The sequence below is a fragment of the Ruegeria sp. THAF57 genome (assembly GCF_903914075.1).
Taxonomy (GTDB): Bacteria; Pseudomonadota; Alphaproteobacteria; order Rhodobacterales; family Rhodobacteraceae; genus Ruegeria.
Genome location: NZ_CAIWNQ010000001.1, coordinates 623,076 through 646,249, shown reverse-complemented (window position 1 = coordinate 646,249; position 23,174 = coordinate 623,076). Strand labels below are relative to the sequence as shown.

At 57.0% G+C, this 23,174-nt stretch carries 27 protein-coding genes; 13 read left to right on the top strand and 14 right to left on the bottom strand.

The genetic code is table 11. The features are described 5' to 3' along the window. Positions 1-50 precede the first annotated feature (50 nt). The 5 genes from RUESEDTHA_RS03140 (at position 51) to RUESEDTHA_RS03125 (ending at position 1,984) form a co-directional block, all read left to right on the top strand. Entirely contained in the window at positions 51-758 is a 708-nt protein-coding gene (locus tag RUESEDTHA_RS03140) for a M48 family metallopeptidase (protein WP_180884285.1), read from the top strand. Further along, positions 755-1,123: a YigZ family protein gene (locus RUESEDTHA_RS03135; protein WP_180884283.1), complete on the top strand. Its 369-nt coding sequence runs from the start codon at positions 755-757 to the stop codon at positions 1,121-1,123. The genes RUESEDTHA_RS03140 and RUESEDTHA_RS03135 overlap by 4 nt, the downstream gene beginning before the upstream one ends. A 68-nt stretch (positions 1,124-1,191) precedes the next feature. Beyond that, positions 1,192-1,455 carry a DUF6455 family protein gene (locus tag RUESEDTHA_RS03130; RefSeq protein WP_180884281.1) on the top strand — a complete coding sequence of 88 codons (264 nt, stop codon included), beginning with the start codon at positions 1,192-1,194 and terminating at the stop codon, positions 1,453-1,455. Beyond that, positions 1,455-1,724 carry a DUF6455 family protein gene (locus RUESEDTHA_RS20765; RefSeq protein ID WP_219635812.1) on the top strand — a complete coding sequence of 90 codons (270 nt, stop codon included), beginning with the start codon at positions 1,455-1,457 and terminating at the stop codon, positions 1,722-1,724. The genes RUESEDTHA_RS03130 and RUESEDTHA_RS20765 overlap by 1 nt, the downstream gene beginning before the upstream one ends. A 2-nt stretch (positions 1,725-1,726) precedes the next feature. Further along, positions 1,727-1,984: a DUF6455 family protein gene (locus tag RUESEDTHA_RS03125; protein ID WP_180884279.1), complete on the top strand. Its 258-nt coding sequence runs from the start codon at positions 1,727-1,729 to the stop codon at positions 1,982-1,984. On the opposite strand, the gene RUESEDTHA_RS03120 is transcribed toward RUESEDTHA_RS03125, so the two are convergent. After that, positions 1,985-2,227 carry a CDGSH iron-sulfur domain-containing protein gene (locus RUESEDTHA_RS03120; protein WP_180884277.1) on the bottom strand — a complete coding sequence of 81 codons (243 nt, stop codon included), beginning with the start codon at positions 2,225-2,227 and terminating at the stop codon, positions 1,985-1,987. It abuts the gene before it with no gap. Between the two features lie 215 nt (positions 2,228-2,442). Between RUESEDTHA_RS03120 and RUESEDTHA_RS03115 the strand changes: the two genes are divergently transcribed. Next, complete coding sequence (locus RUESEDTHA_RS03115) at positions 2,443-2,631, top strand: hypothetical protein (RefSeq protein ID WP_180884275.1); 189 nt, start codon at positions 2,443-2,445, stop codon at positions 2,629-2,631. 130 nt (positions 2,632-2,761) lie between these two features. Then, the gene (locus tag RUESEDTHA_RS03110; RefSeq protein WP_180884273.1) at positions 2,762-3,118 is read left to right on the top strand and encodes a diacylglycerol kinase; all 357 of its coding nucleotides are present in this window, start codon (positions 2,762-2,764) and stop codon (positions 3,116-3,118) included. Between the two features lie 19 nt (positions 3,119-3,137). On the opposite strand, the gene RUESEDTHA_RS03105 is transcribed toward RUESEDTHA_RS03110, so the two are convergent. Both RUESEDTHA_RS03105 and rimO read right to left on the bottom strand, forming a co-directional pair. Continuing rightward, positions 3,138-3,554, bottom strand: a complete 417-nt coding sequence (locus RUESEDTHA_RS03105; protein ID WP_180884271.1) for a hypothetical protein — start codon at positions 3,552-3,554, stop codon at positions 3,138-3,140. A 104-nt stretch (positions 3,555-3,658) separates the two neighbouring features. Further along, a complete protein-coding gene (gene rimO, locus RUESEDTHA_RS03100) occupies positions 3,659-5,047 on the bottom strand; it encodes a 30S ribosomal protein S12 methylthiotransferase RimO (RefSeq protein WP_180884269.1) in 1,389 nt (462 codons plus the stop codon). A gap of 96 nt (positions 5,048-5,143) precedes the next feature. Between rimO and RUESEDTHA_RS03095 the strand changes: the two genes are divergently transcribed. Then, positions 5,144-7,099, top strand: a complete 1,956-nt coding sequence (locus RUESEDTHA_RS03095; protein WP_180884267.1) for an AsmA family protein — start codon at positions 5,144-5,146, stop codon at positions 7,097-7,099. A 40-nt stretch (positions 7,100-7,139) separates the two neighbouring features. Here RUESEDTHA_RS03095 and RUESEDTHA_RS03090 read toward each other — a convergent pair whose 3' ends face one another. From RUESEDTHA_RS03090 to RUESEDTHA_RS03075, 4 genes are read right to left on the bottom strand one after another with little or no spacing between them, the layout of a single operon-like run. Next, positions 7,140-8,636, bottom strand: a complete 1,497-nt coding sequence (locus tag RUESEDTHA_RS03090) for a phosphomannomutase/phosphoglucomutase (RefSeq protein WP_180884265.1) — start codon at positions 8,634-8,636, stop codon at positions 7,140-7,142. A 14-nt stretch (positions 8,637-8,650) separates the two neighbouring features. Further along, positions 8,651-9,484: a 3-deoxy-8-phosphooctulonate synthase gene (gene kdsA, locus RUESEDTHA_RS03085; protein ID WP_180884263.1), complete on the bottom strand. Its 834-nt coding sequence runs from the start codon at positions 9,482-9,484 to the stop codon at positions 8,651-8,653. A 5-nt stretch (positions 9,485-9,489) separates the two neighbouring features. Next, positions 9,490-11,064 carry a capsule biosynthesis protein gene (locus tag RUESEDTHA_RS03080; RefSeq protein ID WP_180884261.1) on the bottom strand — a complete coding sequence of 525 codons (1,575 nt, stop codon included), beginning with the start codon at positions 11,062-11,064 and terminating at the stop codon, positions 9,490-9,492. Then, on the bottom strand, positions 11,042-11,701 hold the full coding sequence (locus RUESEDTHA_RS03075) for an ABC transporter ATP-binding protein (RefSeq protein WP_180884259.1): 660 nt from the start codon (positions 11,699-11,701) through the stop codon (positions 11,042-11,044). The genes RUESEDTHA_RS03080 and RUESEDTHA_RS03075 overlap by 23 nt, the downstream gene beginning before the upstream one ends. A 230-nt stretch (positions 11,702-11,931) precedes the next feature. Between RUESEDTHA_RS03075 and RUESEDTHA_RS03070 the strand changes: the two genes are divergently transcribed. Further along, complete coding sequence (locus RUESEDTHA_RS03070; protein WP_180884257.1) at positions 11,932-12,519, top strand: uracil-DNA glycosylase family protein; 588 nt, start codon at positions 11,932-11,934, stop codon at positions 12,517-12,519. After that, positions 12,512-13,300, top strand: coding sequence for an SseB family protein (locus RUESEDTHA_RS03065; protein WP_180884255.1), 789 nt, complete (start codon positions 12,512-12,514; stop codon positions 13,298-13,300). Before RUESEDTHA_RS03070 ends, RUESEDTHA_RS03065 begins: the two co-directional genes overlap by 8 nt. 41 nt (positions 13,301-13,341) lie before the next feature. Here RUESEDTHA_RS03065 and yghU read toward each other — a convergent pair whose 3' ends face one another. Then, positions 13,342-14,220 carry a glutathione-dependent disulfide-bond oxidoreductase gene (yghU, locus tag RUESEDTHA_RS03060; protein WP_180884254.1) on the bottom strand — a complete coding sequence of 293 codons (879 nt, stop codon included), beginning with the start codon at positions 14,218-14,220 and terminating at the stop codon, positions 13,342-13,344. 247 nt (positions 14,221-14,467) lie between these two features. Here yghU and RUESEDTHA_RS03055 point away from each other — a divergent pair, with 247 nt between their 5' ends. After that, positions 14,468-14,986: a YHS domain-containing (seleno)protein gene (locus RUESEDTHA_RS03055; protein ID WP_180884252.1), complete on the top strand. Its 519-nt coding sequence runs from the start codon at positions 14,468-14,470 to the stop codon at positions 14,984-14,986. A gap of 57 nt (positions 14,987-15,043) precedes the next feature. Here RUESEDTHA_RS03055 and RUESEDTHA_RS03050 read toward each other — a convergent pair whose 3' ends face one another. After that, complete coding sequence (locus RUESEDTHA_RS03050) at positions 15,044-15,706, bottom strand: J domain-containing protein (protein WP_180884250.1); 663 nt, start codon at positions 15,704-15,706, stop codon at positions 15,044-15,046. Positions 15,707-15,868: 162 nt separating this feature from the next. Next, positions 15,869-16,735: a methylenetetrahydrofolate reductase [NAD(P)H] gene (gene metF, locus RUESEDTHA_RS03045; RefSeq protein ID WP_171120358.1), complete on the bottom strand. Its 867-nt coding sequence runs from the start codon at positions 16,733-16,735 to the stop codon at positions 15,869-15,871. A gap of 94 nt (positions 16,736-16,829) precedes the next feature. Between metF and RUESEDTHA_RS03040 the strand changes: the two genes are divergently transcribed. Both RUESEDTHA_RS03040 and RUESEDTHA_RS03035 read left to right on the top strand, forming a co-directional pair. After that, positions 16,830-17,735, top strand: a complete 906-nt coding sequence (locus RUESEDTHA_RS03040) for a LysR family transcriptional regulator (protein ID WP_180884600.1) — start codon at positions 16,830-16,832, stop codon at positions 17,733-17,735. A 96-nt stretch (positions 17,736-17,831) separates the two neighbouring features. Then, on the top strand, positions 17,832-18,617 hold the full coding sequence (locus RUESEDTHA_RS03035; RefSeq protein ID WP_180884248.1) for an inositol monophosphatase family protein: 786 nt from the start codon (positions 17,832-17,834) through the stop codon (positions 18,615-18,617). Positions 18,618-18,672: 55 nt separating this feature from the next. Here RUESEDTHA_RS03035 and bhcD read toward each other — a convergent pair whose 3' ends face one another. Genes bhcD through bhcA form a run of 4 tightly spaced genes read right to left on the bottom strand, consistent with a single transcriptional unit; the run spans position 18,673 to position 23,020 of the window. Next, a complete protein-coding gene (gene bhcD / locus RUESEDTHA_RS03030) occupies positions 18,673-19,656 on the bottom strand; it encodes an iminosuccinate reductase BhcD (protein ID WP_219635808.1) in 984 nt (327 codons plus the stop codon). Between the two features lie 15 nt (positions 19,657-19,671). Next, positions 19,672-20,835, bottom strand: a complete 1,164-nt coding sequence (bhcC, locus tag RUESEDTHA_RS03025) for a 3-hydroxy-D-aspartate aldolase BhcC (RefSeq protein ID WP_180884244.1) — start codon at positions 20,833-20,835, stop codon at positions 19,672-19,674. Between the two features lie 11 nt (positions 20,836-20,846). Then, positions 20,847-21,818: a beta-hydroxyaspartate dehydratase BhcB gene (gene bhcB / locus RUESEDTHA_RS03020; RefSeq protein ID WP_180884242.1), complete on the bottom strand. Its 972-nt coding sequence runs from the start codon at positions 21,816-21,818 to the stop codon at positions 20,847-20,849. A gap of 11 nt (positions 21,819-21,829) precedes the next feature. Beyond that, entirely contained in the window at positions 21,830-23,020 is a 1,191-nt protein-coding gene (bhcA, locus tag RUESEDTHA_RS03015) for an L-aspartate--glyoxylate aminotransferase BhcA (protein WP_180884240.1), read from the bottom strand. Positions 23,021-23,174 lie beyond the last annotated feature (154 nt).

Genomic DNA, 23,174 nt, shown 5'->3' with positions numbered 1-23,174 from the left:
GTCCCGCGCTATGGTCCGAAAAACGGCATGACCGTTTCAAAGGATGATCCATGCGCCGTCTGACTTTACTGTTGCTTCCCCTGATGCTGACGGCCTGCGTTGCCAACACTTTGCGCGTTCAGCCAGCGGAAGAATGGCAACAGGATCGGGACGATTTTCAGGTTGAGGCTGCGACCTTTCAGGAGATCAGCCGACAGATTGGGCAACAGGCCAGATCAGAATGTCTCAGGCGTGGGAATGTCTCCAATTGTGATTTCACGATCGTGGTTGATCTGAACCCGCGGGCTCCGGCCAATGCTTTTCAGACGCTGGACGAAGACAATCAACCGGTTATCATCTTCACCCGATCCATGATTGAATCGGCGCAAAATGCGGATGAATTGGCTTTTGTCATGGGTCATGAGGCTGCGCATCACATCCTAAGACATATCCCCCGGCAAACCGTAAACGCCCGGGAAAGTGCCGAGATTTTTGGCGAACTGGCCAGATTGGGCGGGGCAGATGGGGCTGGTGTGGAAAAGGCTCAGAAGTTGGGCGCTCAGGTGGGCGCGCAGGTTTACATCAAGGATTTCGAACTGGAAGCAGATCAGTTAGGGACGGTCATAACGTATAAGGCCGGATATAACCCGTTGATCGGTGCAAAGTACTTTGACCGCTTGCCTGACCCGGACGATAGTTTTCTGGGAACGCATCCCCCCAACGAGCAGCGTGTTCAGATCGTTGTGGAAACCGCACGGCAGCTTGGGCTTTCACAATGATCGCCGTTGAACGTCTGGGTGTGATCCTGACGGATCGCGGATCGAAATACGCCGTGTCCGGCGCGCCCGTGGCTACGCGCGATGATGTGGACGCCGTCCTGCAAGAGCTGAAATCTGACAAGAGCTATGCCAAGGCCACCCACAACACCTGGGCCGCTGTTCTACCCACCGGCGCGCTCAAGGCCGACGATGGTGAAAGCGGTGCGGGTATGGTGATTCTGCGGATGATGGAGCGCGCCGAACTGGAAGGTCATGTGATCATCGTCACACGCTGGTATGGCGGCAAGAAACTAGGCGGAGACCGCTTTCGCCGCGTGCAGGACGCCACGCGCGCCTATCTCGACCATATCGCGTCGCCCTCTTGACCTGAGTCAAAGGTCTGCTGCTCGGCATCAGTTATCCTGACCTAAACGCGTCAGGGAAAGGATGTCGAATGCACAGCCGAGAAACGCTTAGGCGGCACGCCCGTCTGGTAGACAACATGGCGACGAGGATTGGTGTTGATTTGGAAGCAGCCGCGCTTGGCGGCGAAATCTCGATCGACCAGATTTCGGACTCTGTTCTTCGATGCAGCGGGTGCCCAAACCCGGATCATTGCGAAAGCCTGATGGAGCGGTCCGAGGCGTTGGAAAAGACTCCAGAGTATTGTCGTAACTCACTCCTATTCGCCAAGTTGATCCCGGAAGCGAACAAGTGATGCAACGGTTGGGTCACATTATGACTCATCTGCGTCTTGTTCTGCGCATGGGACAGGCAACCGGTACGGATGTCGTTGCCGCACACCGGCAGGGGCAGCTGTCACAGCAGGACTGGGCCAAGATGGTACGCTCTTGTCAGGGGTGCGCATGGGCTGACAAGTGCCCCGATTGGCTAGATAATGCTAACGGTGTCGTACAGCCCCCTAAAACATGCCCCAATCACAAGCGATTTGAGGTGCTAAAGGCGCAGCAGTCGAAGGGTAGCTGACGATGCAGGATGTTCTGGGCGACATTGAAACACACTTCTGGCTGACCCGGTCCGTTGCCAGAAGTCTTGACGTCTCACTGACCGAGGCGATCGCAGACAAGCAGATCTCCCCCACTTTGTACGCCGAAATGATTACCCGCTGCCGCGCATCTCAGTGCAGTGAGCGGTGCATGGCGTGGCTGGCAGAACGGCAGACCACAGCAGAGTCGGCGCCGAAGTTCTGCGCCAACGCTGATATTCTCAACACCCTGAAAAAGTAGTCAGAGCTTGGAGTGTGAACCGTCGCACAGCGGCGGATTTGCGCTGTGTTTGCAGCCGCAGAAAAACACTTTCTTGGTCGCGTCCGCGGTGAATTTCACTGGCTCGATGCCCGTATCCTTGTGTGAGCCATCGCAAAACGGCTGCCGCTTGGATTGGCCGCACGCACACCAGAAATAGGTTTTGCCCTCAGCTACCTCGACAGGATATGGGGCTCTTTGTGCGATAATCGGCGCTTCTGACATCTGGCTACTCCGTGGTTTGCGAATGGCGTTTCCCAACTGTAGGGCGCTTTTGGCAAAACTGTAGGGGTGACTACCAATGCCGACCAGACAGCATGGTTTTGCCGCTTTCACATTTTCGTGATTGATTTTGTTGCAAAAAACCCTTGAAGGGCGTAGTTTTAGGACAGCCCCGAATTTCAGGGCAATACTAGAAAATTGATAGAGGAACGACGGACATGAAAATTAAATTCGCTGCCGTTAGCGCAATTGCCCTGATTCTGGCTGCATGCTCGCAACAAGAAGAGCCGGCACCGGTCTACATCACGCCTGAGTATGACAAGTTCGGCACGCCGAGCTGCCCGGCAGGTACTGAACTGGCAACAACCGAAGCCGGACAGACCGTTTGTAACCCTGTCGCACAATAAGTATTTTGCAGGTGGCCGCCCATGCGCGGGCCACCTGCACCCGACGTTCAACCGCCCTTCCGGGCGGTTTTTTCTTGCCTAGCCGTCTTCCATCAGGTTTCTGTCGGCTCTGTCTGAAAGCAGAGGGCCCATGAAAAATTTCTTTGTTCGTCTAAAGGACCGCACGCGTTGGAGCTGGCAGGGTTTGGCCGCGACGTGGAAGGAAGAGTATTCGTTTCGCGCTTGGGCATGGTCCAACCTCGTTTCCATTGTGCTGGCCCTTTTCTTGCCACTGTCCGACGGCCTGCGTGCGCTTATTATTGTGTTGGGCGTCTTGGTGATGGTGGCAGAGCTGTTCAATACGGCGGTTGAACGCGCAGTGGACCATACTTCAACGGATCACAATGTATTGGCGGGACAGGCGAAAGACGCGGCAAGTGCCGCTGTTGCACTGACGGCTGTTGCCGCAGGCGTGGCGTGGATTATCGGGCTTGTCAGTCTGTTCTGAAGTTAGATTTCAGCCACGGTTACCGGCGTCGAATGCCATAGTTTTGCGGAATGTAATAGGGTGAAGACAAACGGTTGAAGGGGCTGTGGACCGAGTAGTGATACCGCTTTGCTGGTTTGTGGTAATACCGTTTTGACTTGGCTTTATAGCGATGACCTTTGTGGTAATACCCCTTGGGTTTTCCCGTGTATTCAATCCCATTCGCACTTGATTTGTGACCATGCACTGTGGGCTTGGTCTTGCGGTGATACACCTTCGGGGCGGCATAGTGCCTATGGACCTGATGCTTGCTGCGAAGGTGCAGACTGACCGAGTCAGACCCGATGAAAATGAATCCGCCTGTTCCTTTGCTATCTGCGACAACGGGCATGGCGCAAAGCTGGGCGATGACGGTCAGCGCGAACACATTCAGGGGAAAGCCGATAATACTGGACAAGAGACCCTCCTGGCTACAAAGCAGGTTGCCCTGTCATGATCCACCAAATGCGCGCAAAACGCCAATAAACTTGTTTCACACACCAACGACTTGGGGTGAGCAGATCAGGCCAACTTGCCCCATAGGTCGTATTCGCCAGCCTCGTCCACTTCGACGGAAACGATATCGCCGGGTTTCAGGCTTTCGTAGGCTTCGTCGATGAATAGGTTGCCGTCGATTTCCGGTGCATCGGCTTTTGTGCGGCAGGTGGCGGCCTCGTCATCGACCTCGTCCACGATCACGTCGAGTGTCTGACCCACTTTGGCGGCAAGCTTCGCCTCGGAAATCGCTTGCGCCTTTTCCATGAACCGTTCCCAGCGGTCCTGTTTGACGTCGGCTGGAACGTGATCTGGCAATTCGTTCGACCGTGCACCATCCACGTTTTCGTACTGAAAACAACCGACGCGATCCAATTGAGCCTCGTCCATCCAATCCAGAAGGGTTTGGAACTCGGCCTCGGTTTCGCCGGGATAGCCGACGATGAAGGTCGACCGCAACGTTATATCCGGGCAGGTTGCTCGCCATGCGGCGATCTCGTCCAGCGTTTTTGCAGCCGCAGCCGGACGCGCCATGCGTTTCAGAACATCCGGATGGGCGTGTTGGAACGGGATGTCCAGATAAGGCAGAACGTTGCAGCCCGCATCGGCCATCAGCGGGATTAACTCGCGCACATGCGGGTAGGGATAGACGTAATGCAGGCGCACCCACGCATCGAACTGCCCCAACTCACGCGCCAAATCGGTGATGTGGCTGCGTACCTCGCGGTCTTTCCACGGGTTCACATCGTATTTGCGGTCCAGCCCATAGGCCGAGGTGTCCTGGCTGATTACCAGCAACTCGCGCACGCCATTGTCGACTAGCTTTTCGGCCTCACGCAGTACGGCATGGGCGGGGCGGCTGGCCAGCTTGCCGCGCATGTCGGGGATGATGCAGAATTTGCACTTGTGGTTACAGCCCTCGGATATTTTCAGATAGCTGTAATGGCGCGGGGTCAGTTGCACGCTGCTGGCGGGCAGCAGGTCCACGAACGGATCAGGGTCGGGGGGCACCGCCTGATGCACGGCATCCAGCACCTGTTCATACTGATGCGGCCCGGTGACGGCCATGATGCGTGGGTGATGTTCGCGGATGTAATCCGGCTCGGCCCCCAGGCATCCCGTGACGATGACCTTGCCATTCTCAACCAGCGCTTCACCGATGGCGTCCAACGATTCCGCCTTGGCACTGTCCAGAAACCCGCAGGTGTTCACGATCACGGCATCTGCACCTGAATAATCAGGCGAAATCCCGTACCCTTCGGCCCGCAGGCGAGTCAGAATACGCTCACTATCCACCAAAGCCTTGGGGCAGCCCAAAGAGACCATGCCGATCGTCGGCTGGTTTGAACGGGGCGTATCGGTGATCCGGGCGGCAGGCGCCAGGTCGGGGCGGAGGTTCGGCGGGTTCGTTGTCATGGCGCGCCATATAGTGGGGAACGCTTCCCCTTGCAAATGGCCGCTGGGCTTTGAATTATATTTTCAACGCATGCCAGATAAGCGGAGAGCAGAAAAATGAAGTGGCTGTTGCGCATCGTCTTCCTTCTTGTGGCCGTTGTCGGGCTGGTGATCGGAGCATTGTTGATGATGCCCGGTGACAAGCTTGCGGCGATCCTGACCGAGCAGGTGCGCGGCCAGACGGGGCGGGACTTGAAACTGTCCGGCGATGTAAACCTGTCGTTCTGGCCGGTCTTGGGCATGGAAACTGGCCCCGTGACATTCAGTAACGCGTCTTGGGCCGGACCAGAGCCCATGCTGAGCGCCGACAGCATGGCGGTTGGCGTGGATGCTGCGGCGTTGATCTCGGGGGATCTGAGGATACGTCGGATCATCGCGGAAAATCCGACGCTGCGGCTTGAACTGTCCGAAGGGCGCGGTAACTGGCAATTTGACCGGTCCACGCCTGTATCCTCTGGCAACGCTGTAAGTGCCCAATCAAAAAATGCGACGGGTACGGTAACACTGGATTTTCTGGAACTGACCAACGCACGTCTTGTTTATGTGGAAAACGATGCGGTGAAGTTCGACTTTGCCAATGTGGATCTTTCCGCGAACTGGCCGGATGTGACTGCCCCGCTATTTGTCGAGGCCAAGATGGATGTCCCCGGCGGCAAGGTCGAGGTTGATTTGAAAATTCCGGACTTGCCTGCCTATGCCACAGGCGTCGCGGCACCACTGGAACTGCTCTTGCGCGCACCGGGTGGAGAAGTGGACTTTGATGGCTTGGTGAACCTTGCCGGAGAAATGGACGGCAAGCTGCATATCAAAGCGCAAGACACCGAAAAGATGCTGGCCGCTTTTGGGCAGGCTGGCGTTGGCGTACCGCTTGGTCTGGGGCGGAAAGCCGAAGTCGCGGGCCATATGACCTATACCAGCGAGGGACGTATCTCGCTGCGAGAAATGGTGGCGCAACTGGACGACAACCGGCTGACCGGAGAAGCGGATATCGTGATCTCGGACCCTCCGCAGATTACGGCCCGGCTGAACGGCGGGGATCTTGATCTTTCGCGTTTCAACGCGCCTTCAGGCGAAGGAGGTGTCGGCGGCGGATCGGCAGCGGTTACGGCCGCAGAGGGGTGGTCGACCACACCAATTGACGCCTCGGCCCTTGCTTTGGCCAATGGAAAAATTCGGCTGACGGCCAATTCGATCGCTGTGCCTGAGCTAACTCTGGGGCCAAGTGACCTGACGCTGAACCTCGATCGTTCAAGAGCGGTGCTTCAAATGAATCCCGCCACGCTGTTTTCCGGAAAACTGACCGGTCAGGTCGTGGCAAATAACAGAAACGGTTTGTCAGTTGGCGGTAATCTTCAGGCCGAGGGCATCGACCTCCAATCCGCTTTGTCCACTTTGGCGGATGTCACGCGGCTATCTGGCACCGGCTCTGGATCGTTCGAGTTTCTGGGGGTGGGGCAGAGCGAAGATCAGATCATGCGCTCCCTCAGTGGCAAGGGTCGGCTTGATGTCGGGAGAGGGGTGATCTCGGGCATTGATCTGGACCGGATAATGGGGCGCGGAGACGGCAATGGCGGTGCGACGGTGTTCAACAGCCTGACGGCCAGTTTCACCATTGATCAAGGGGTTCTCAGGAATGAGGACCTGCTGATGTCGCTGGATAACTTCAGGGCAGACGGCAAGGGCACGGTTGGTATAGGCGCCCGCAATATCGACTATCTTTTCACGCCCACTGCCTTGAGGGCCAACTCGGGGCAGGGGTTGTCGGTACCAGTCAGAATCGTGGGACCGTGGAGCAACCCCTCGATTCAACCGGACCTGAGCAAAGTGATCGAGGCCGCCGCAGAGGGAAAGATCAAGGAACTGGAAGGCGACGCTAAACAGCAAGTCCTTGATAAGGTCGGGGATGAATTGGGTACCGCCGTCACGGACAGCGAAAGCCTTGAAAAGGCGGTAAAGAAGAAGCTGGAAGAGGAAGCCAAGAAAGGGCTTTTGAAACTGCTGGGTGCAGATTGATGGGCTGGGGCGTTATCTACGCCCCAGCCCTACTATAAAATCAGATAGTTTGATCGTAGTCGCCAACGCCTGGTTCAGTGCGAATAACGGTGTCAATATCTGCGAAGATTGCGCGCATTTCATCGTCGCTTTCGCTGCTTTCGCAAACGACAACCAGATTAGGTGTGTTTGACGATGCACGCACCAGGCCCCAGCTGCCATTATCCAGAATGACCCGCGCACCGTTGACGGTCACGACCTCTTTGATTGCGCGGCCAGCAATAGTCTCACCAGCGTCGGACTTAGCGACCAGCTTGTCGACCAACCGTTCGAGGATGTCATACTTCTCGTTATCTGCCGCATAGGGGGACATAGTCGGCGTTGACCACGTCTTTGGTAGGGCCTTTCGCAGATCCGACATGCTTTGATCCGGGTTGCGATCCATCAGCTTGCAGATCTCGACCGCCACGCGCATTCCGCAGTCATATCCGCGCCCGATAGGCTCGGCCAAGAAGTAATGGCCCGACTTCTCGAACCCGGCCAGCGCGTTGATCTCTTTGACCCGGCGCTTCATGTGGCTGTGGCCGGTTTTCCAGTAGTCCGCCTTAACCCCAAGGGCCTGCAATTCAGGATCACTGGCGAACAGGCCGGTCGATTTCACATCAGCCACAAAGGTTGAGTTGGGGTAAAGCTTCGCCAGATCGCGCGCCATGATGACACCGACCTTATCGGCGAAGATCTCTTCACCCTCATCATCGACAACGCCACACCGGTCGCCATCACCGTCAAAACCCAGCGCCATATCCGCGCCGCTGGATTTCACGGCATCGGCCATGTCATGCAACATCTCCATGGCTTCGGGGTTGGGGTTGTAGTTAGGGAAGGTGTAATCCAGCCTGTTGTGGCTGGGGACCACTTCGACGCCCATCCGCTCAAATATCTCGGGCGCAAAGGCCGAGGCGGTGCCGTTCCCGGTCGCGCAGACCACTTTCAGCGGGCGTGACATTTTGAAATCACCGACCAGATCGTCGATATAGGCTTCTTTCACACCATCGACGAACTCATATGAGCCACCTTCATGCGCCACACCTTTGCCGTTCAGGACGATATCGCGCAGTTCTGACATCTCGTCCGGGCCGTGGGTCAGGGGGCGGTCAAAGCCCATCTTCACTCCGGTCCAGCCGTTCGGATTGTGGCTGGCAGTGACCATTGCGACCGCAGGTACGTCCAAATGGAACTGTGCGAAATAAGCCATCGGGCTAAGTGCGGGGCCGATATCCTTGACATTAATCCCCGCCTGCATCAGGCCCAGAATCAACGCGTTTTTGATGGCCAGCGAATAGTCGCGATAGTCGTTGCCCACGGCAATTACAGGTTCGATCCCACGTTTGCGCATTTGGGTGCCCAGACCCAGACCCAGCGCGGTCATGCCGGGCAGGTTGATCTCTTCGGGATATTTCCAACGAGCGTCATATTCGCGAAACCCGGTGGGTTTGATCATCGGGTCGCGCAGAAAGCTCCAGGTGTTTGGGGTCACCTCGGGGATGGGTTTGTTCATTCTATAGCTCGTGCTCAAATTTGAATTGGGTTGGCTTTCGCCAGCGCATCAAAGCGCATCAATGTGTCAATTAATTGAGGCATTTGATCCAGGGGGATCATATTCGGACCATCAGAAGGTGCCGAGTCCGGGTCTTGATGGGTTTCAATGAAAACCGCCCCAACGCCTAAAGAGACAGCAGCCCGGGCCATGACTGGCGCAAATTCACGCTGTCCGCCGGATGATCCGCCTTTGCCACCGGGTTGTTGAACCGAGTGGGTCGCATCCATAACAACAGGGTATCCGGTCTGAGCCATCTGAGGCAGCGCCCGCATATCAGCGACCAGCGTGTTGTAGCCAAACGAGGTTCCACGCTCGGTCAAAAGGATGTTCTGGTTTCCTGTGCTTTCGACCTTGTCGACAATATTGGTCATTTCCCACGGGGCAAGGAACTGACCCTTTTTGACGTTCACGACCTTGCCGGTGTTACCCGCAGCCAGCAACATGTCCGTCTGGCGGCACAGAAACGCCGGGATTTGTAGGACATCCACAGCTTCGGCCGCAATGGCGCATTGAGCTTCGGTGTGGACATCGGTCAGAACCGGAATACCCATGGTCTTGCGGATGTCGCCAAGAACCTTCAGCCCGGCGTCGATCCCCATACCCCGTTTGCCGGACAATGAGGTCCGGTTTGCTTTGTCATACGAGGCCTTGAAAATATATTGCGCGCCCGCAGCATCGCAGGCTTCTTTCATTTTACCGGCGATCATCTGGGCGTGATCGGCGGTTTCAAGTTGGCAGGGGCCGGCGATGATCGTCAGAGGCAGATCATTGCCGACCGTGAGATCGGAGATTTTTACATGTTTCATATGTCTTACGAGGATACCTGTTCACGAAGGACCGACGCTGTTAGCGAGATCATCAGGTAGATACCAGCAAACAACAGGAAAGCCAAAATCGTATTTTCGAATTTGCGCGGATAAGTCGGATCCTGGCTGGGAACCGGATTCACCGATACCGACAAGTAACGGACCTTGCGGTTTGCTTCGGTTCGGGTGGTTTCCATCTGTTGCATGGCCGTTTGCAGCATCATGTCGCGTGCGGCAAGATCTGCCTGCGCCATCTGAATCCGCACGCTTAGCCGGGCCAGAGAGTTTTCGCCGCCAGAAACGTCCAGCATTTCGGCATTCAGTTCCTCAAGAACGGCTTCCAACCGGGCGATATCAGCGCGCGCGCCGTCCACCTTGGCCTTGTTCGGACGCAAGTTGTCCAATAGCGCCGCCAATTGCAGTTCTTTCTCCTGAAGCTGGGTTTCAAGCGTGTTTATGCGCGTGCGTAAACCGACAATGACGTTTTCGGGGTCCAAAATCGCGCCCTGCAATTGCAGCTCAATAAGGGCTTCCTGCGCCTGCCTGCGATCCTCCTGTGCGAGTTCAAAGCTTTCCAGTGCATCCCGCATCTGGTCTTCGCGCTTCAATTCGGACAGGCCGTTGATCGTTTCTTCGGCGTAGGACAGCAGTTTTTCGCTCAAACCCACCGCGATATCAGGCTCCGGGGCCGCAACTTCCATACGGATGATGCCATCGCTTGGGTCATATCCAATCGTGACCATTCGCTTGTAGAGCTTGTAGGTTTCTTCAAGGCTGGCGTCCGGGGCAAGGCGCTGGATCGGATCAATCCACTCCTGCTTGAAAATATCCGAAAACCCCATGTCCCGCTCCAACCTGATCAGAGCGTCCTTGGATTCCAAAAATTCCTGTGTTGCGACCGAATCCTGTGCGGTGGCGTACTGGGTTCCGGCCAGAAAACCGCCAAATGCCGCTCCGCCACCATCGGCCTGCAATATCGAATATGCCGAGTCGCTGGCGTACATCGGTGTCGCGTAGCGGTAGAAGTACATGCCGACTGCCACTGTCGGCAGCAGCACAAACACAGCCAGTCGCGCAAACAGGGCAAACAGTTTGCGACGGCGGCGGCGGGCGATGTCCTTTTGTATTTCGCCGATCTCGAATTCCCGGCGCTGTGCAGGGTTCAGTTCAGGGCCAGGTAGGGTCTGAGGGCCTTCGGAAAAAGTCTGAGGCAGTTGGATTTTGACCTTGTCCGTTGTCTCGTCCTCGGCCTGCTTCTTTTCCGCTGCAAGGTCCAGCAGGCTGGCGCGTTCAAACGGATCTATGCCTTTCTTTCGCAACAACCGAACCGCATCGTAATCCGACGTTGCCGCCAAACCGTGTTTTTGGGCCAGACGGCGGGCGATCCTGAGTTGGCGTCCTGTCAGACCTTCACGTTTGATATCGTCAATATCCGTGCCCGGCTGCGGTTCGTTGGCCGCCTCGGGTGCGCTGGTTGCCTCTCGGATACGCGACATTGCGTCGGCGCGGGCCTCGGCAGTGCCCGATCCGTTGCGCTTGCGCCGCCAGTTATAGATTCTAGCCTTGGGTTTGGTAGTCATATAGCTGTTTTGCCTCTTCCAAGGTGTCGAACATGTATAGCTGACCGTCCACCAGAACAGCCGCCTGACGCGCGAATTTCTCCAGAACTTGCGGACTGTGTGACACGATCACCAAAGTGGTGGTGCGCAGTCTTTCCCGCAGGATGTCGCCCGCTTTTTTGTTGAATTCCACATCTGTCGTGGCTGGCATTCCCTCATCTATGAGGTACATGTCAAAGTCCAGCGCCAACATGAGCGCAAAGGTAAAACGCGCTTTCATGCCTGACGAATAGGTGGCGAGCGGTTGATCAAAATACTCGCCCAAACCACATAGCCAACTGCAATAAGCTTCGACGTAGTCCGGGTCCATGCCATAGATCTTGGCGATGTAACGTGCGTTTTCCAAAGCGGACAACTTGTTGGACACGCCGCCGGTGAAGCCCATGGGAAACGACACCCGGCAAGATTTGCGAATGACCCCGTCGTCGGGTTTCTCTAACCCGGCCATCATATTGATCAGTGTGGTTTTTCCGGTCCCGTTTGGTGCGAGAATACCAACAGATCTGCCCAGTTCGACCTTGAACGAAACCCTGTCCAGGATCACCTTGCGGCGTGTCCCGGTCCAAAAGGATTTACTGACATTTTCGAATTCAAGCATTCCGGGCCTGCTGCATTTTCTGTCAATTCCTACCGGTCAGGGAAGCGGAAAAGCAGAGTTTTTGTTCATTCACGTTGGCTACATTATGTCGAATTATGAAACAAATGTTCAATGCATCCTGTTGCGGCCTGTTTTGATTGTGACTTTTCCACCTGTTTCAGAAGAACCGCGCCGTGACTAGGTTATTGAGTAATTCTCGGGCAGTTTGCTTCAGGAAACCTTGCGATCTTATGAATTCACTCGAAGAAGAAATTGCGGCCTGCCGTCTTTGCGCTGATCGGTTCGCAGCCACTGAGACGGCCCATGAACCAAGGCCGGTGGTCTGGTTTCGCAAGGGCGCACCGATTTTGATTGCCGGTCAGGCACCCGGTGCTCGGGTGCATGCCTCGGGGCGGCCTTTTACAGACCCCTCAGGTGATCGGCTGCGCGATTGGCTGGGGGTGGATGAAACCACGTTTTACGACCGATCCTGCGTATCCATTGTGCCGATGGCGTTTTGCTTTCCGGGGTATGATGTGCGCAAGGCCGATCTGCCACCGCCGCGGGTTTGCGGCCAAACCTGGCATGATAAGGTAATGCAGGCGCTGGGTGAGGTTCCCTTGACTGTCCTCGTGGGCGGCCATGCATTCAAGTATCACCTCAAGGCGCGCGGGTCGGTGACAGACACTGTGCGCAACTGGCGGGACCATGCGCCGCGGGTCTTTGCCTTGCCACATCCGTCGTGGCGGAATACGGCATGGATCAAGAAAAATCCGTGGTTCGTGTCCGACCTGTTGCCGGTTCTGCGCGCGCGGGTGCAAGAGGTATTGAATGACTGAGATAACCGCGCTTGATTCGGCTCATGCTGCGATGGACGCTGCGCCTCAGGACGACGCCGCGCGTCTGAGGTTCTTTGAACGGCTGGCGGACAGCGAGCTGTTCCTGATGCTGACCGAAGAGGCGCGGGACGAGAATATCTCGCCCGAACTCTTTGACGTTGCGGATGGCAGTTTCGTGTTGGCCTTTGATCGTGAGGACCGTCTGGCGCAGTTCGCTGGCCGCCCGGTTCCTTATGTCGCGGTGTCAGGGCGCGTTCTGTCGTCGATGCTGGCGGGGCAGGGTATCGGGTTGGGTCTGAATTTGGAGACAGCCCCGTCTTCGATGTTGATTCCGTCCGAGGCGTTGGGCTGGCTGGCGACAACCCTTCAACATGGTCCCGAAGAAGTTGAGCAGCGCTTTGCTGAGTTTGTACCGCCTGCGGGATTGCCGGATGAACTGCTGACCGCGCTGGACACCAAGTTGGCCACAGCTGTTGGGCTGGCTCAGGCCGCGTATCTTGTGGGCACTAGATCGAAAGAAGGTGGGGCAGGGCACATGCTGGGATTCGTCGACGCGGTAGACGGTGCCGAGGCCGCATTGGCCAAAGCCGCGTCCGAGGCGTTGACGTTTTCGGGGATTGAGGCCGGGGCGATGGATGTCGGGTTTTTCAGTGCACAGGATGCAGCGGCGGCATCTCTGGCCCGTGTGGGATTGCGTTTTGATCTGCCGCAGCCCGAAGCGCGTGTCATGACGCAGGTTGCGCCGGGCAGCGACCCGGATAAGCCGCCTGTCCTGAAGTAGAACCAGACCCCGCGGAGCGTACCCCGCGAGGTCTGCTTGTCTTATTCCGCGGCGGCTTCAAGCTTGTCCTGCGTGCGGGTTTCGAAATCGCTGGCTTCGTGACGTTCGTGAAGCTGCGTGTGCTTCTCACCAAATGCGCGATTCACCATCCGGCCGCGTTTGACGGCTGGGCGCTCGTCAATCGCTTTGGCCCAACGCATGACGTTCTTGTAGGAGTCGACGTCCAGGAATTCGGCCGCGCTGTAAAGGCGCCCCAGAACCAGTTGGCCGTACCAGGGCCAGATCGCAATATCCGCGATCGAATAGTCGTCGCCCGCGATATAGGTCTTGTCGGCCAGTTCACGATCCAGCACGTCCAGTTGCCGCTTGGTTTCCATGGCGAACCGGTTGATCGGGTATTCGAACTTTTCGGGCGCGTAGGCGTAAAAATGTCCGAACCCGCCGCCCAGATAAGGCGCGCTGCCCATTTGCCAGAAAACCCAGCTCATGACCTCTGCGCGTTCCGGGCCGGATTTGGGAAGGAAGGCATCGAACTTTTCCGCCAGATGAAACAGGATCGAGGCGCTTTCGAACACACGTACGGGTTTTTCGCCCGAGCGATCCCAAAGGGCAGGAATCTTCGAATTCGGATTGGCCTCGACAAAACCCGATCCGAACTGGTCACCGTCACCAATATTGACGAGCCATGCGTTATACTCGGCACCTTCGTGCCCCAGCGCCAACAGCTCTTCGAGCATGACGGTTACCTTTACCCCGTTCGGGGTCGCCAAGGAGTACAACTGCAACGGGTGGCGCCCGATCGGCAGGTCTTTGTCATGTGTGGCCCCGGCAATCGGCCGGTTGATATTGGCGAACTGGCCGCCATTCTGGCTGTCCCATGTCCAGACCTTGGGGGGCGTATAGGTCGTTTGTTCGGTCATTGTCCGTCTTTCCCAGAAGGTTTCATGTAAATTGTCCGTCCGTCACAACAGCTAATATTGCAGACTTCAGAGTCCAACCCCGGAAGTTGGGTCGTTTTTGTAACAAACGGGGCGAAACCTTCACGTTTTCACGTGCGATGTCACAGCGGCGCGAGCGGGACTGCGCAGAGCACACAAATCACCTATCCTCAGACCGAACCCGGAAACCGGAGCGATGAACCGCTCCTCGGACATGAGGATTGAACACATGAAACGCTTTGCCCTGACCCTAGCCGCTACTCTGGCGCTGTCGCTGCCCGCATTTGCCGGAGATCAGTATGTTGATGGCACTGGTTTTGCGGTTTCAGGTTATGACGTCGTCGCCTATCGCGGCCTCGATCAGGCTCCGGTCGGTCAGGCGCAGCCCGAAGGAGTGCGCGGTCGGTCTGATATCACCGCAGAATACAATGGTGCAACCTGGGCGTTTTCGACCGAAGAAAACCGTGACAAGTTCCTTGAGAACCCCGCTTTTTACGCGCCCCAATACGATGGCCATTGCGCCTATGGCGTTTCGCGCGGCGGCAAGGTTCCGGCAAACCCCAACCTGTGGCGGATCGTGGATGATAAGCTGTATCTCAATATCACGGATGTGGTCGTAGGTTTCTTTGAGGAAGACATTCCCGGCAACATCAATCTTGCCGAAGGGAACTGGCCGGGGATCGAGGCCGACGCTGCATCAACCGCCGTCATTCCGAAATTCACCTCGGACGCTCCGGTTACAAACTGATAACTGAAATTTCTAATGGAAACCCGGCTGATTCAGCCGGGTTTTTCTGTGACGAAATCAACTGGCCAGCCAGAACTCATCCTGAGTTTTCTGATCCGCCTCAAACCGGATGCGAACGCTTTTTGCGCCGGGAAACTTGCGATTCAAGATTGTCTCGGGGACAACCACCTCGCCAGCACCGGCCTCTTTGCACTGAAAACTGAGGACCTCAGTCTCGGTGCGGCGTGTCCCGGCCAAAATCGACGTAGGAAGCGCGATACGGTTTGCACCTTCGCAGACCGAAGATGGCACGAAATACGTTAGGTTACGGCCATAGCAGCCAATAGCCTCGGGGATATGATCCGAGTCGGCCCGCAGATCGACCGTCGCCTCGGCCTGATTGGCTTCCTGTTCTTCCGAAACGTGCGCAAGCGCTTTGTCGAGCAATGAACGACAGGCGTCGATATCCGCATCCTCTAGCGTGATTACGCGTTTGCGCAGCTTGGGGCGCTTTGGTTTTCCGGCATCAGCAGCTTTTCCAGCCAGCCCTTCTTCGCGCAAAAGATCGTAAGCTTCCTTGGCGCGGGTGAAGTCTGCCGCATCAGACGAGGAACAATCGGGATGTGCGTGAAACGCGATCTGCCGCCACGCGTTCCTGATGTCCGCAGAACCAGCTTGCTGGTTCAATCCAAGGACATGAAGTGCCTCAGCACGCGCCCTGATTCTATCAACAGGTTCCATAACAAATCACTCGTTAAACAACTACGAGAACCAGTGTCAGGACGGGTGAATTTTTGTCAAATAAGGCAAAAAATTGAATATGAAAGAGGAACAATAGGGGAATTTGTGTCTGGATTGTTCCCCCGGATTGGCTCGTCAATTTCGCGTGTTCATGCCTTTGGATCAGGCAACGTTCTGAAGCTCGGTTTTGGGTGTGATGCCCAATGCAAAACAGACATCACGGGTAAGTTCCGGGCGGTTCAGCGTATAAAAATGCAGCTTGTCGACACCGCCTTCGATCAGGTCGGAGCACAGCTCGGTGCATAGGGCCGTGGCCAGCAGGTCTTCGCGGTCGTCGCGAACGGCCTTGTCAAACGCCTGTTCAACCCATGCCGGGATGCGCGTTCCACAGCGGCGGGCAAAGTTGCGCGCTCCTTTCCAGTTTTCGATCGGCAGAATTCCCGGCACGATGGGCTTATCGATCCCTGCTTTGGCGCAGTCGTCGCGAAAGCGGAAGAATGTCTCGGCCTCAAAGAAGAACTGCGTCAGGGCTTCGTCGGCACCGGCGTCCAATTTGGCCTTGAGCCAGTCCACGTCTGTGCGCGCATTTTGCGCCTCGGGGTGGATATCGGGGTAGGCGCCGACGCGAATGTTGAACTTGCCTGTTTCAGCGAGCGCCGCAATGAGTTCGACCGAGTTCTGAAAGCCGTCAGGATGCGGAACAAAACTGTCCTGACCTTTTGGTGGGTCACCGCGCAACGCGACGATATCCTGAACGCCTGACTTGGCAAAACTGTCGGCAATGGCCAATGTTTCCTCGCGCGTCGCATCCACACAGGTCAGATGGGCCGCGACAGGCAGGCCAGAAGATTTGTGCAAAGTTGCCACCGCGTCGCGGGTCAGTTCCCGCGTGGTTCCGCCTGCGCCGTAAGTGACGGACACAAACCGAGGATCAAGTGGGGCCAGAGTCTGAACAGTGTCCCACAACCGAAAAGAGGCTTCCAGCGATTGCGGCGGGAAGAACTCGAATGAAATTTCTGGCTTGGTCATCTTGGCCTCATTTGCTGCGGTCCCGGGTCTTGTGCCAGTTTCTGCTATGTGAGACAAACTCATATTGTTCAAGAACAACATGAGCGAATCTGAAATGCACATCGAATTCCGGCACCTGCGCACAATCAAGGCGATCCATGAATGTGGTGGGCTTGCCCGCGCTGCGGACCAGTTGAACATCACGCAATCTGCGCTGAGCCATCAGATCAAGGGGCTGGAAGATCAGGCGGGTGTTGAACTTTTCCTACGCCGGTCCAAGCCGATGAAATTATCGGCGGCTGGTCTGCGCTTGTTGCGGTTGGCCGAGCAAATCCTGCCGCAGGTCGAGGCGACGCAGCACGAATTTTCGTCCCTGCGTGATGGTCGTACCGGCCGGATGCATATCGCTATCGAGTGTCATGCCTGTTTCGAATGGTTGTTTCCCGTGCTGGAAACCTTCCGCAAGTCGTGGGGGGACGTTGATGTGGATATCAAGCCGGGTCTTGCGTTCGACGCTTTGCCGGCGCTGCAAAAAGAAGAGGTCGATCTTGTCGTGTCGTCCGACCCCGAAGACCTGCCGGGTGTCGAGTTCATAGAGCTTTTCGACTATGACGCCGTATTTGTCGCCGCGTCGGTGCATCCCTTGGCGCAAAAGGACTATATCGAGGCCGAGGATTTCCGGGGGCAAACCTTGATCACTTATCCTGTCGAACGCACGCGACTGGATGTGTTCAGCCAGTTGCTGATCCCTGCGCGGGTGGAGCCGGCCGCGATCCGACAGGTGGAACTGACGGCGGTGATTTTGCTTTTGGTTGCCTCGAACCGCGGGATTTCGGTGTTGCCCGACTGGGTCGTGCGCGAGGTTAAGTACAATTCGGACTATGTGACCCGCCCGCTGACCAAGGACGGAATTACCCGCAGGCTGTACGCGGCCGTTCGCTCGGAAGACCTTGAAAAGCCCTATGTGCAAGAGTTGATTCAACTGGCCGGCACCGAGGCCCGCAAGTTGCAACAGCAATAGGCGCAAAACGCGGGTCTGCTATGCGTATCATTCCTCTTGGCAAGGGCGCTTTGCATCAGTATACGCGCGGTTTGACCGGACAGGAGCCTTTGGACAATGGTTGGCAGTGCAAACCTCAACATCATGATTAAAGCCGCGCGCAAGGCGGGGCGGTCTTTGGTCAAAGATTTTCGCGAAGTCGAGAACCTTCAGGTGTCGATGAAAGGCGCAGGCGATTTTGTCTCTAAGGCGGATATCGCCGCAGAAGCCATCCTGAAAGAGGAACTGCTAGGCGCGCGCCCGACCTATGGATGGCTGGCGGAAGAGGGCGGCGAAATCGCTGGTGAAGATCCCACGCGCCGCTGGATCGTGGACCCGCTGGATGGGACAACGAATTTCCTGCACGGCCTGCCGCACTGGGCGATTTCGATCGCGTTGGAACATAAGGGCAAGATCGTCGCTGGCGTGATCTACGACCCGGCCAAGGATGAGATGTTTTTTGCTGAAAAAGGTGAAGGCGCGTGGATGAATGATACCCGCATTCGCGTTTCAAGCCGTCATCGTATGATCGAGTCGATCTTTTCGACGGGCCTGCCCTTTGGTGGCCGTTCGGACTTGCCAGCAACGCTGCAGGATCTGGCGCGTTTGATGCCGACTTGCGCCGGTGTGCGCCGCTGGGGTTCGGCGGCGCTTGACCTGGCTTACGTGGCCGCAGGTCGGTACGAAGGGTTCTGGGAACGTCGCCTGCACGCGTGGGACGTGGCGGCCGGGATCATCATCGTGAAAGAGGCCGGTGGTTTTGTGCAGGCCCTCAATCCCGAAGGCAGTGTCTTGGAAGATGGCGAGGTGATCTGTTCGAACGAACCGATCTTTGACCAGTTTGCAAAGGTGATCCGGGGCTAAGACCTGATCGCCACGATCGAAGTTGCGCGCCCCGAACGAGGCGCGCTTTTTCGTTTCATAGGGCCGCGCGCTGCGCCAAGCCTGCCTCATCCGCCAATCGCGCGGCGACCGACGCAACTGCCAAATCCTGCAAGCCAACGCCGGTTCCATCGAACAGGGTGATTTCGTCTTCGCTGGTCCGACCGGGGTGATCCCCGTTGATCACGGCACCAATTGGTGTGATCTGATCCTGTGATACCGCGCCCGAGTTTATAGCGTGCTGGGCTTCGCCGATCGTAACGGATTGGGCGACCTCGTCTGTGAAAACGGTTGCTGCGGCCACAAGCGCGGGGTCGACCTCTTGCTTGCCTTTCGTGTCGGTGCCCATGCAGGCAAGGTGCGTGCCGGGTTTGATCCAGTCATTCATCAATAGCGGTTCAAAGGCTGAGGTGATCGTGATGATCACATCCGCCTGCGCGCCCAGTTCCTGTTGGCTGACGGCTTCGAACTGCAACCCGATTTCCTCGGCCACGGTAGCCAGACGCGGCAGCATGTCCGGGTGGGGATTCCAGGCGACGACCTTCTCAAACGCGCGTTGTTCGGCCGCCGCACGCAGTTGGAAAGCGGATTGGTGACCAGCGCCAACCATCCCCAGAACCTTCGAATCTTGCCGCGCCAGATGTGCAATCGAGACCGCTGACGAGGCCGCCGTGCGCACCGCCGTCAGATAATTGCCCCCGACAAGCGCAGAGAGCTGGCCGGTGTCAGGATCGAACAGAAAGACGGTGGATTGGTGGTTGGTCAGATTTTTTTCGGCATTGCCGGGCCAATATCCGCCCGACTTTACGCCCAGCACCTGTCCTTCCCTGTCGAACCCTGACTTGAAGCCGTACAAAGCGTCTGCGTAACCCAGCGCTTCGCGCACAACAGGAAAATTCCACGCCCCGCCGCTGGCCATCGCGCCAAAGACCGACTGAACCGCGTCAACGGCTTGCTGGCGGCCGACCAGTTGCTTGCAAAGATCTTCGCCTACGATCAGCAGACCATCTTGAGAAGTCATGATATCCCTCATTGCTCAGAACGCCTTTCCACGGGCCGAAACAGGCCAGAGCGTTTCAACCTTGCCGCCCCGGACACCCACATACCAGTCGTGGACGTTGCAGGTCGGGTCACAGTGACCGGGCACCAGAAGCAGCTTGTCGTTGACCTTGAGAATATTGCCCGGATCACCGATCACGCCGTGCTCATCCGAGCACTTGAGGTATTCGACATCGTCGCGCCCAAAGATGAACGGCAAGCCGCTATCGACGGACTGCGCCTTTAGACCTGCATCACAGATCGCCTTATCTGCTTTGGCGTGGCTCATGACGCTGGTCAGTATGAATAGCGCGTTTTCCCACTCACCCTGGTCGATCCGCTTGCCATCCTTGTCCAGAATGCGGCCATAGTCGGCGTCCATGAAGGCGTAGGACCCGCATTGCAGTTCGTTGTAAACACCTGAATTACTTTCGAAATAATACGATCCAGTGCCACCGCCCGAGACCAGTTCGCAGTCGATGCCTGCGGCTTTCAACCCGTCAACCGCGTCTTCGACCATCGCGATTGCAGCATCCAGTTTCACTTTTCGGGCCTCGTACGTGTCGAGATGCTGCATCGCGCCCTGATATGCCTGAATGCCTGTGAATTTCAGGTTTGGGGCAGCCACGACTGCCTCGGCGATTTCGATTACAGCCGGAGTTGTGGTCACGCCGCACCGCCCCGCGCCACAGTCGATTTCGACCAGAACCTCCAATTCGGTGCCGTTGCTAACCGCAGCGGCAGACAGGTCCGCGACGTTTTCGACATCGTCTACGCAGACGATGGTGCGCGCTCCGGTCTTGGGCAGTCGTGCCAAGCGGTCGATCTTGGCTGGGTCACGCACCTGATTTGATACAAGGATATCCTTGATGCCGCCGCGCGCAAAAACTTCGGCTTCCGAGACTTTCTGACAGCAGACACCCACCGCGCCGCCCAGTTTCTCCTGAAGTTTGGCGACATCAACGGACTTGTGCATCTTTCCGTGTACGCGGTGGCGCATGCCATGTGCCTTGGCATAGTCGCCCATCTTCCTGATATTCCGCTCCAGCGCGTCCAGATCGAGTATCAGGCACGGTGTTTGAATCTCGCTTTCGTCCATACCGATTGAGGCGGGGATGTCGAAGCCGACTTCGAGGTCGTCAAATTTCACAGGTTTGTTCATGTTATTCCTCCTTACCATTTGAGCCAGGGCAGCTTGTCCAAATCCACGTTGCCGCCGGTGATGATCACACCGACTCGTTTTCCGCGAAACACGTCCGGATTTTTGAGAATGGTTGCCAGAGGCACCGCCGAGGACGGCTCCATCACCACGCGCAAGTATTTCCACGTTAATTTCATCGCCTCGATGATCTCATCCTCCGAGGCGGTGAAGATGTCGGTCACGTGGTTGGACACAAAGTGCCACGTGTTTTCTTTGAGCGGCACCAGCAGACCATCGGCAACTGTTTTGGGGGCGTCATCCGCGACTATGCGACCCGCCTTGAACGAACGGTAAGCGTCATCCGCCTGTTCCGGTTCCGCAGCATAAATCGCTGTACTGGGCGCTAGGTTTGACACCGTCAAACAGGTTCCGGACACCATACCGCCGCCGCCAATCGGCGCGATGACCGCATCCACGCCGTTAGTTTGTTCCAGCAGTTCCGCCGAACATGTCGCCTGCCCAGCGATCACGCGGGGGTCGTTATAGGGGTGGACGAATTCGCCGCCCGTTTTGGCCTGCACTTCGGCAAAAGTCGCCTCGCGCGAGGTGGTCGACGGTTCACACTCGGTGATCGTTCCGCCAAAGCGCCGGACCGCGTCCTTCTTGGCCTGTGGTGCCGTGCGCGGCATGACCACATGGCAGGGGATGCCCCGCCGCCCGGCCGCATAGGACAGTGAAAGTGCGTGGTTGCCGCTGGAATGCGTGCAGACACCCTTTGCCGACTTCTCATCGCTTAGGCCAAACACGGCGTTGCTTGCTCCGCGAACCTTGAAGGCGCCGGCCTCTTGAAAGTTCTCGCACTTGAAAAACAGCTCGGCGCCGGTCAGGTCATTCAGGTAGTCGGACACCATGACCGGGGTTCGGCGGATATATGGTTTGATCCGTTCATGCGCCGTTCGCATGTCGCCGATTGTCAGCTTTGCGGCGGGGGTGTGATCCAGCATGGTCAATCTCCTCAGGCTGCCGCCTGTGCGTTGCCGGACGAGCCGGAACGATAAAATTCCTGCGCGGCCGCGACCCCGCTGCCTAGTGAGATCGGGTAATTCAGGTCCGCCATCGCCATCTCGATCGCACTGAGGCCAGACAGGACCATCACGTCCGTCAGGCTGCCCAGATGACCGATGCGAAACGCCTTGCCGTTCAGTTGCCCAAGGCCGATCCCGAAGGACACGCCATATGCGTTGAAGGCATGATCTGTCAGGGCGTTGCTGTCGAACCCATCGGGGACATAGATTGCGCTGACCGTATCGGAATAAAGGTCCGGCGACTGCGCAACCAGCTTCAAGCCCCAGGCGTCGGTGGCTCGGCGAACCCCTTCGGCCAGCCGGTGGTGGCGGGCATAGACGTTGTCCAAGCCTTCCTCAAACAGCATCTTAAGGCTTTCGCGCATCCCGTAGATCAGTTGCAGCGGCGGGGTATAGGGAAACCCGCCCGACGCATTCGCGGCCATCATGTCACGGAAATCAAAGAAGGTGCGGGGCAGCTTGGCGGACGCCATCGCCTCTTGCGCCTTTTCGCTGACACACAGGATCGCCATCCCAGTCGCCAGCATGAACCCTTTTTGCGACCCCGACACGGCGATATCGACGCCCCATGTGTCAAACTGAAACGGCACAGAGGCCAGCGAGCTTACGCAATCCACAAACAGCATCGCGGGATGGTTTGCGGCGTCCATGGCTTGACGCACAGCACCGATATCCGAAAGCACGCCGGTTGCAGTTTCGTTATGGGTCACCAGAACGGCGCGTATATCGTGTGACGTGTCCTTGGCAAGAGCGGCCTGAAACAGGTCCGCAGGTGCACCTGTCCCCCAAGGGCAATCAATGACCTGAACGTCCAATCCGTGCCGCTGACACAAGTCGATCCAGCGATGGCTGAAAACGCCATACCGGGCCACCAGAACCTTGTCTCCGGGGTTGAGGGTATTGGTGATCGCCGCTTCCCACCCGCCGGTGCCCGAGGCAGGGAATGTCACGATCTGACCGGTTTGAGTGCTGAAGACACGCTTTGTCTCTTCCAGAATAGGGGCGAACGTGTCGACAAAATCCGGCGCGCGGTGGTCTTGCGTTTGAACCTGCATGGCCAGCCGCAGCCGGTCGGGGATATTTGTCGGCCCTGGTATGAAGACCGGGTTTTGGTTGGACATCTTCTATTCCTCCGCTTTGGAGGACATTTTCCGGGATTGTGTGGCCTCATGCAATTTTCTTGAAAAATATTTTCATTTTTGTCAAAAAATCTGTAACTCGCGAAATTCGTGTAGATTTCCGTTTTTCATTTTGATGGCGAATTTCAACTGCGAC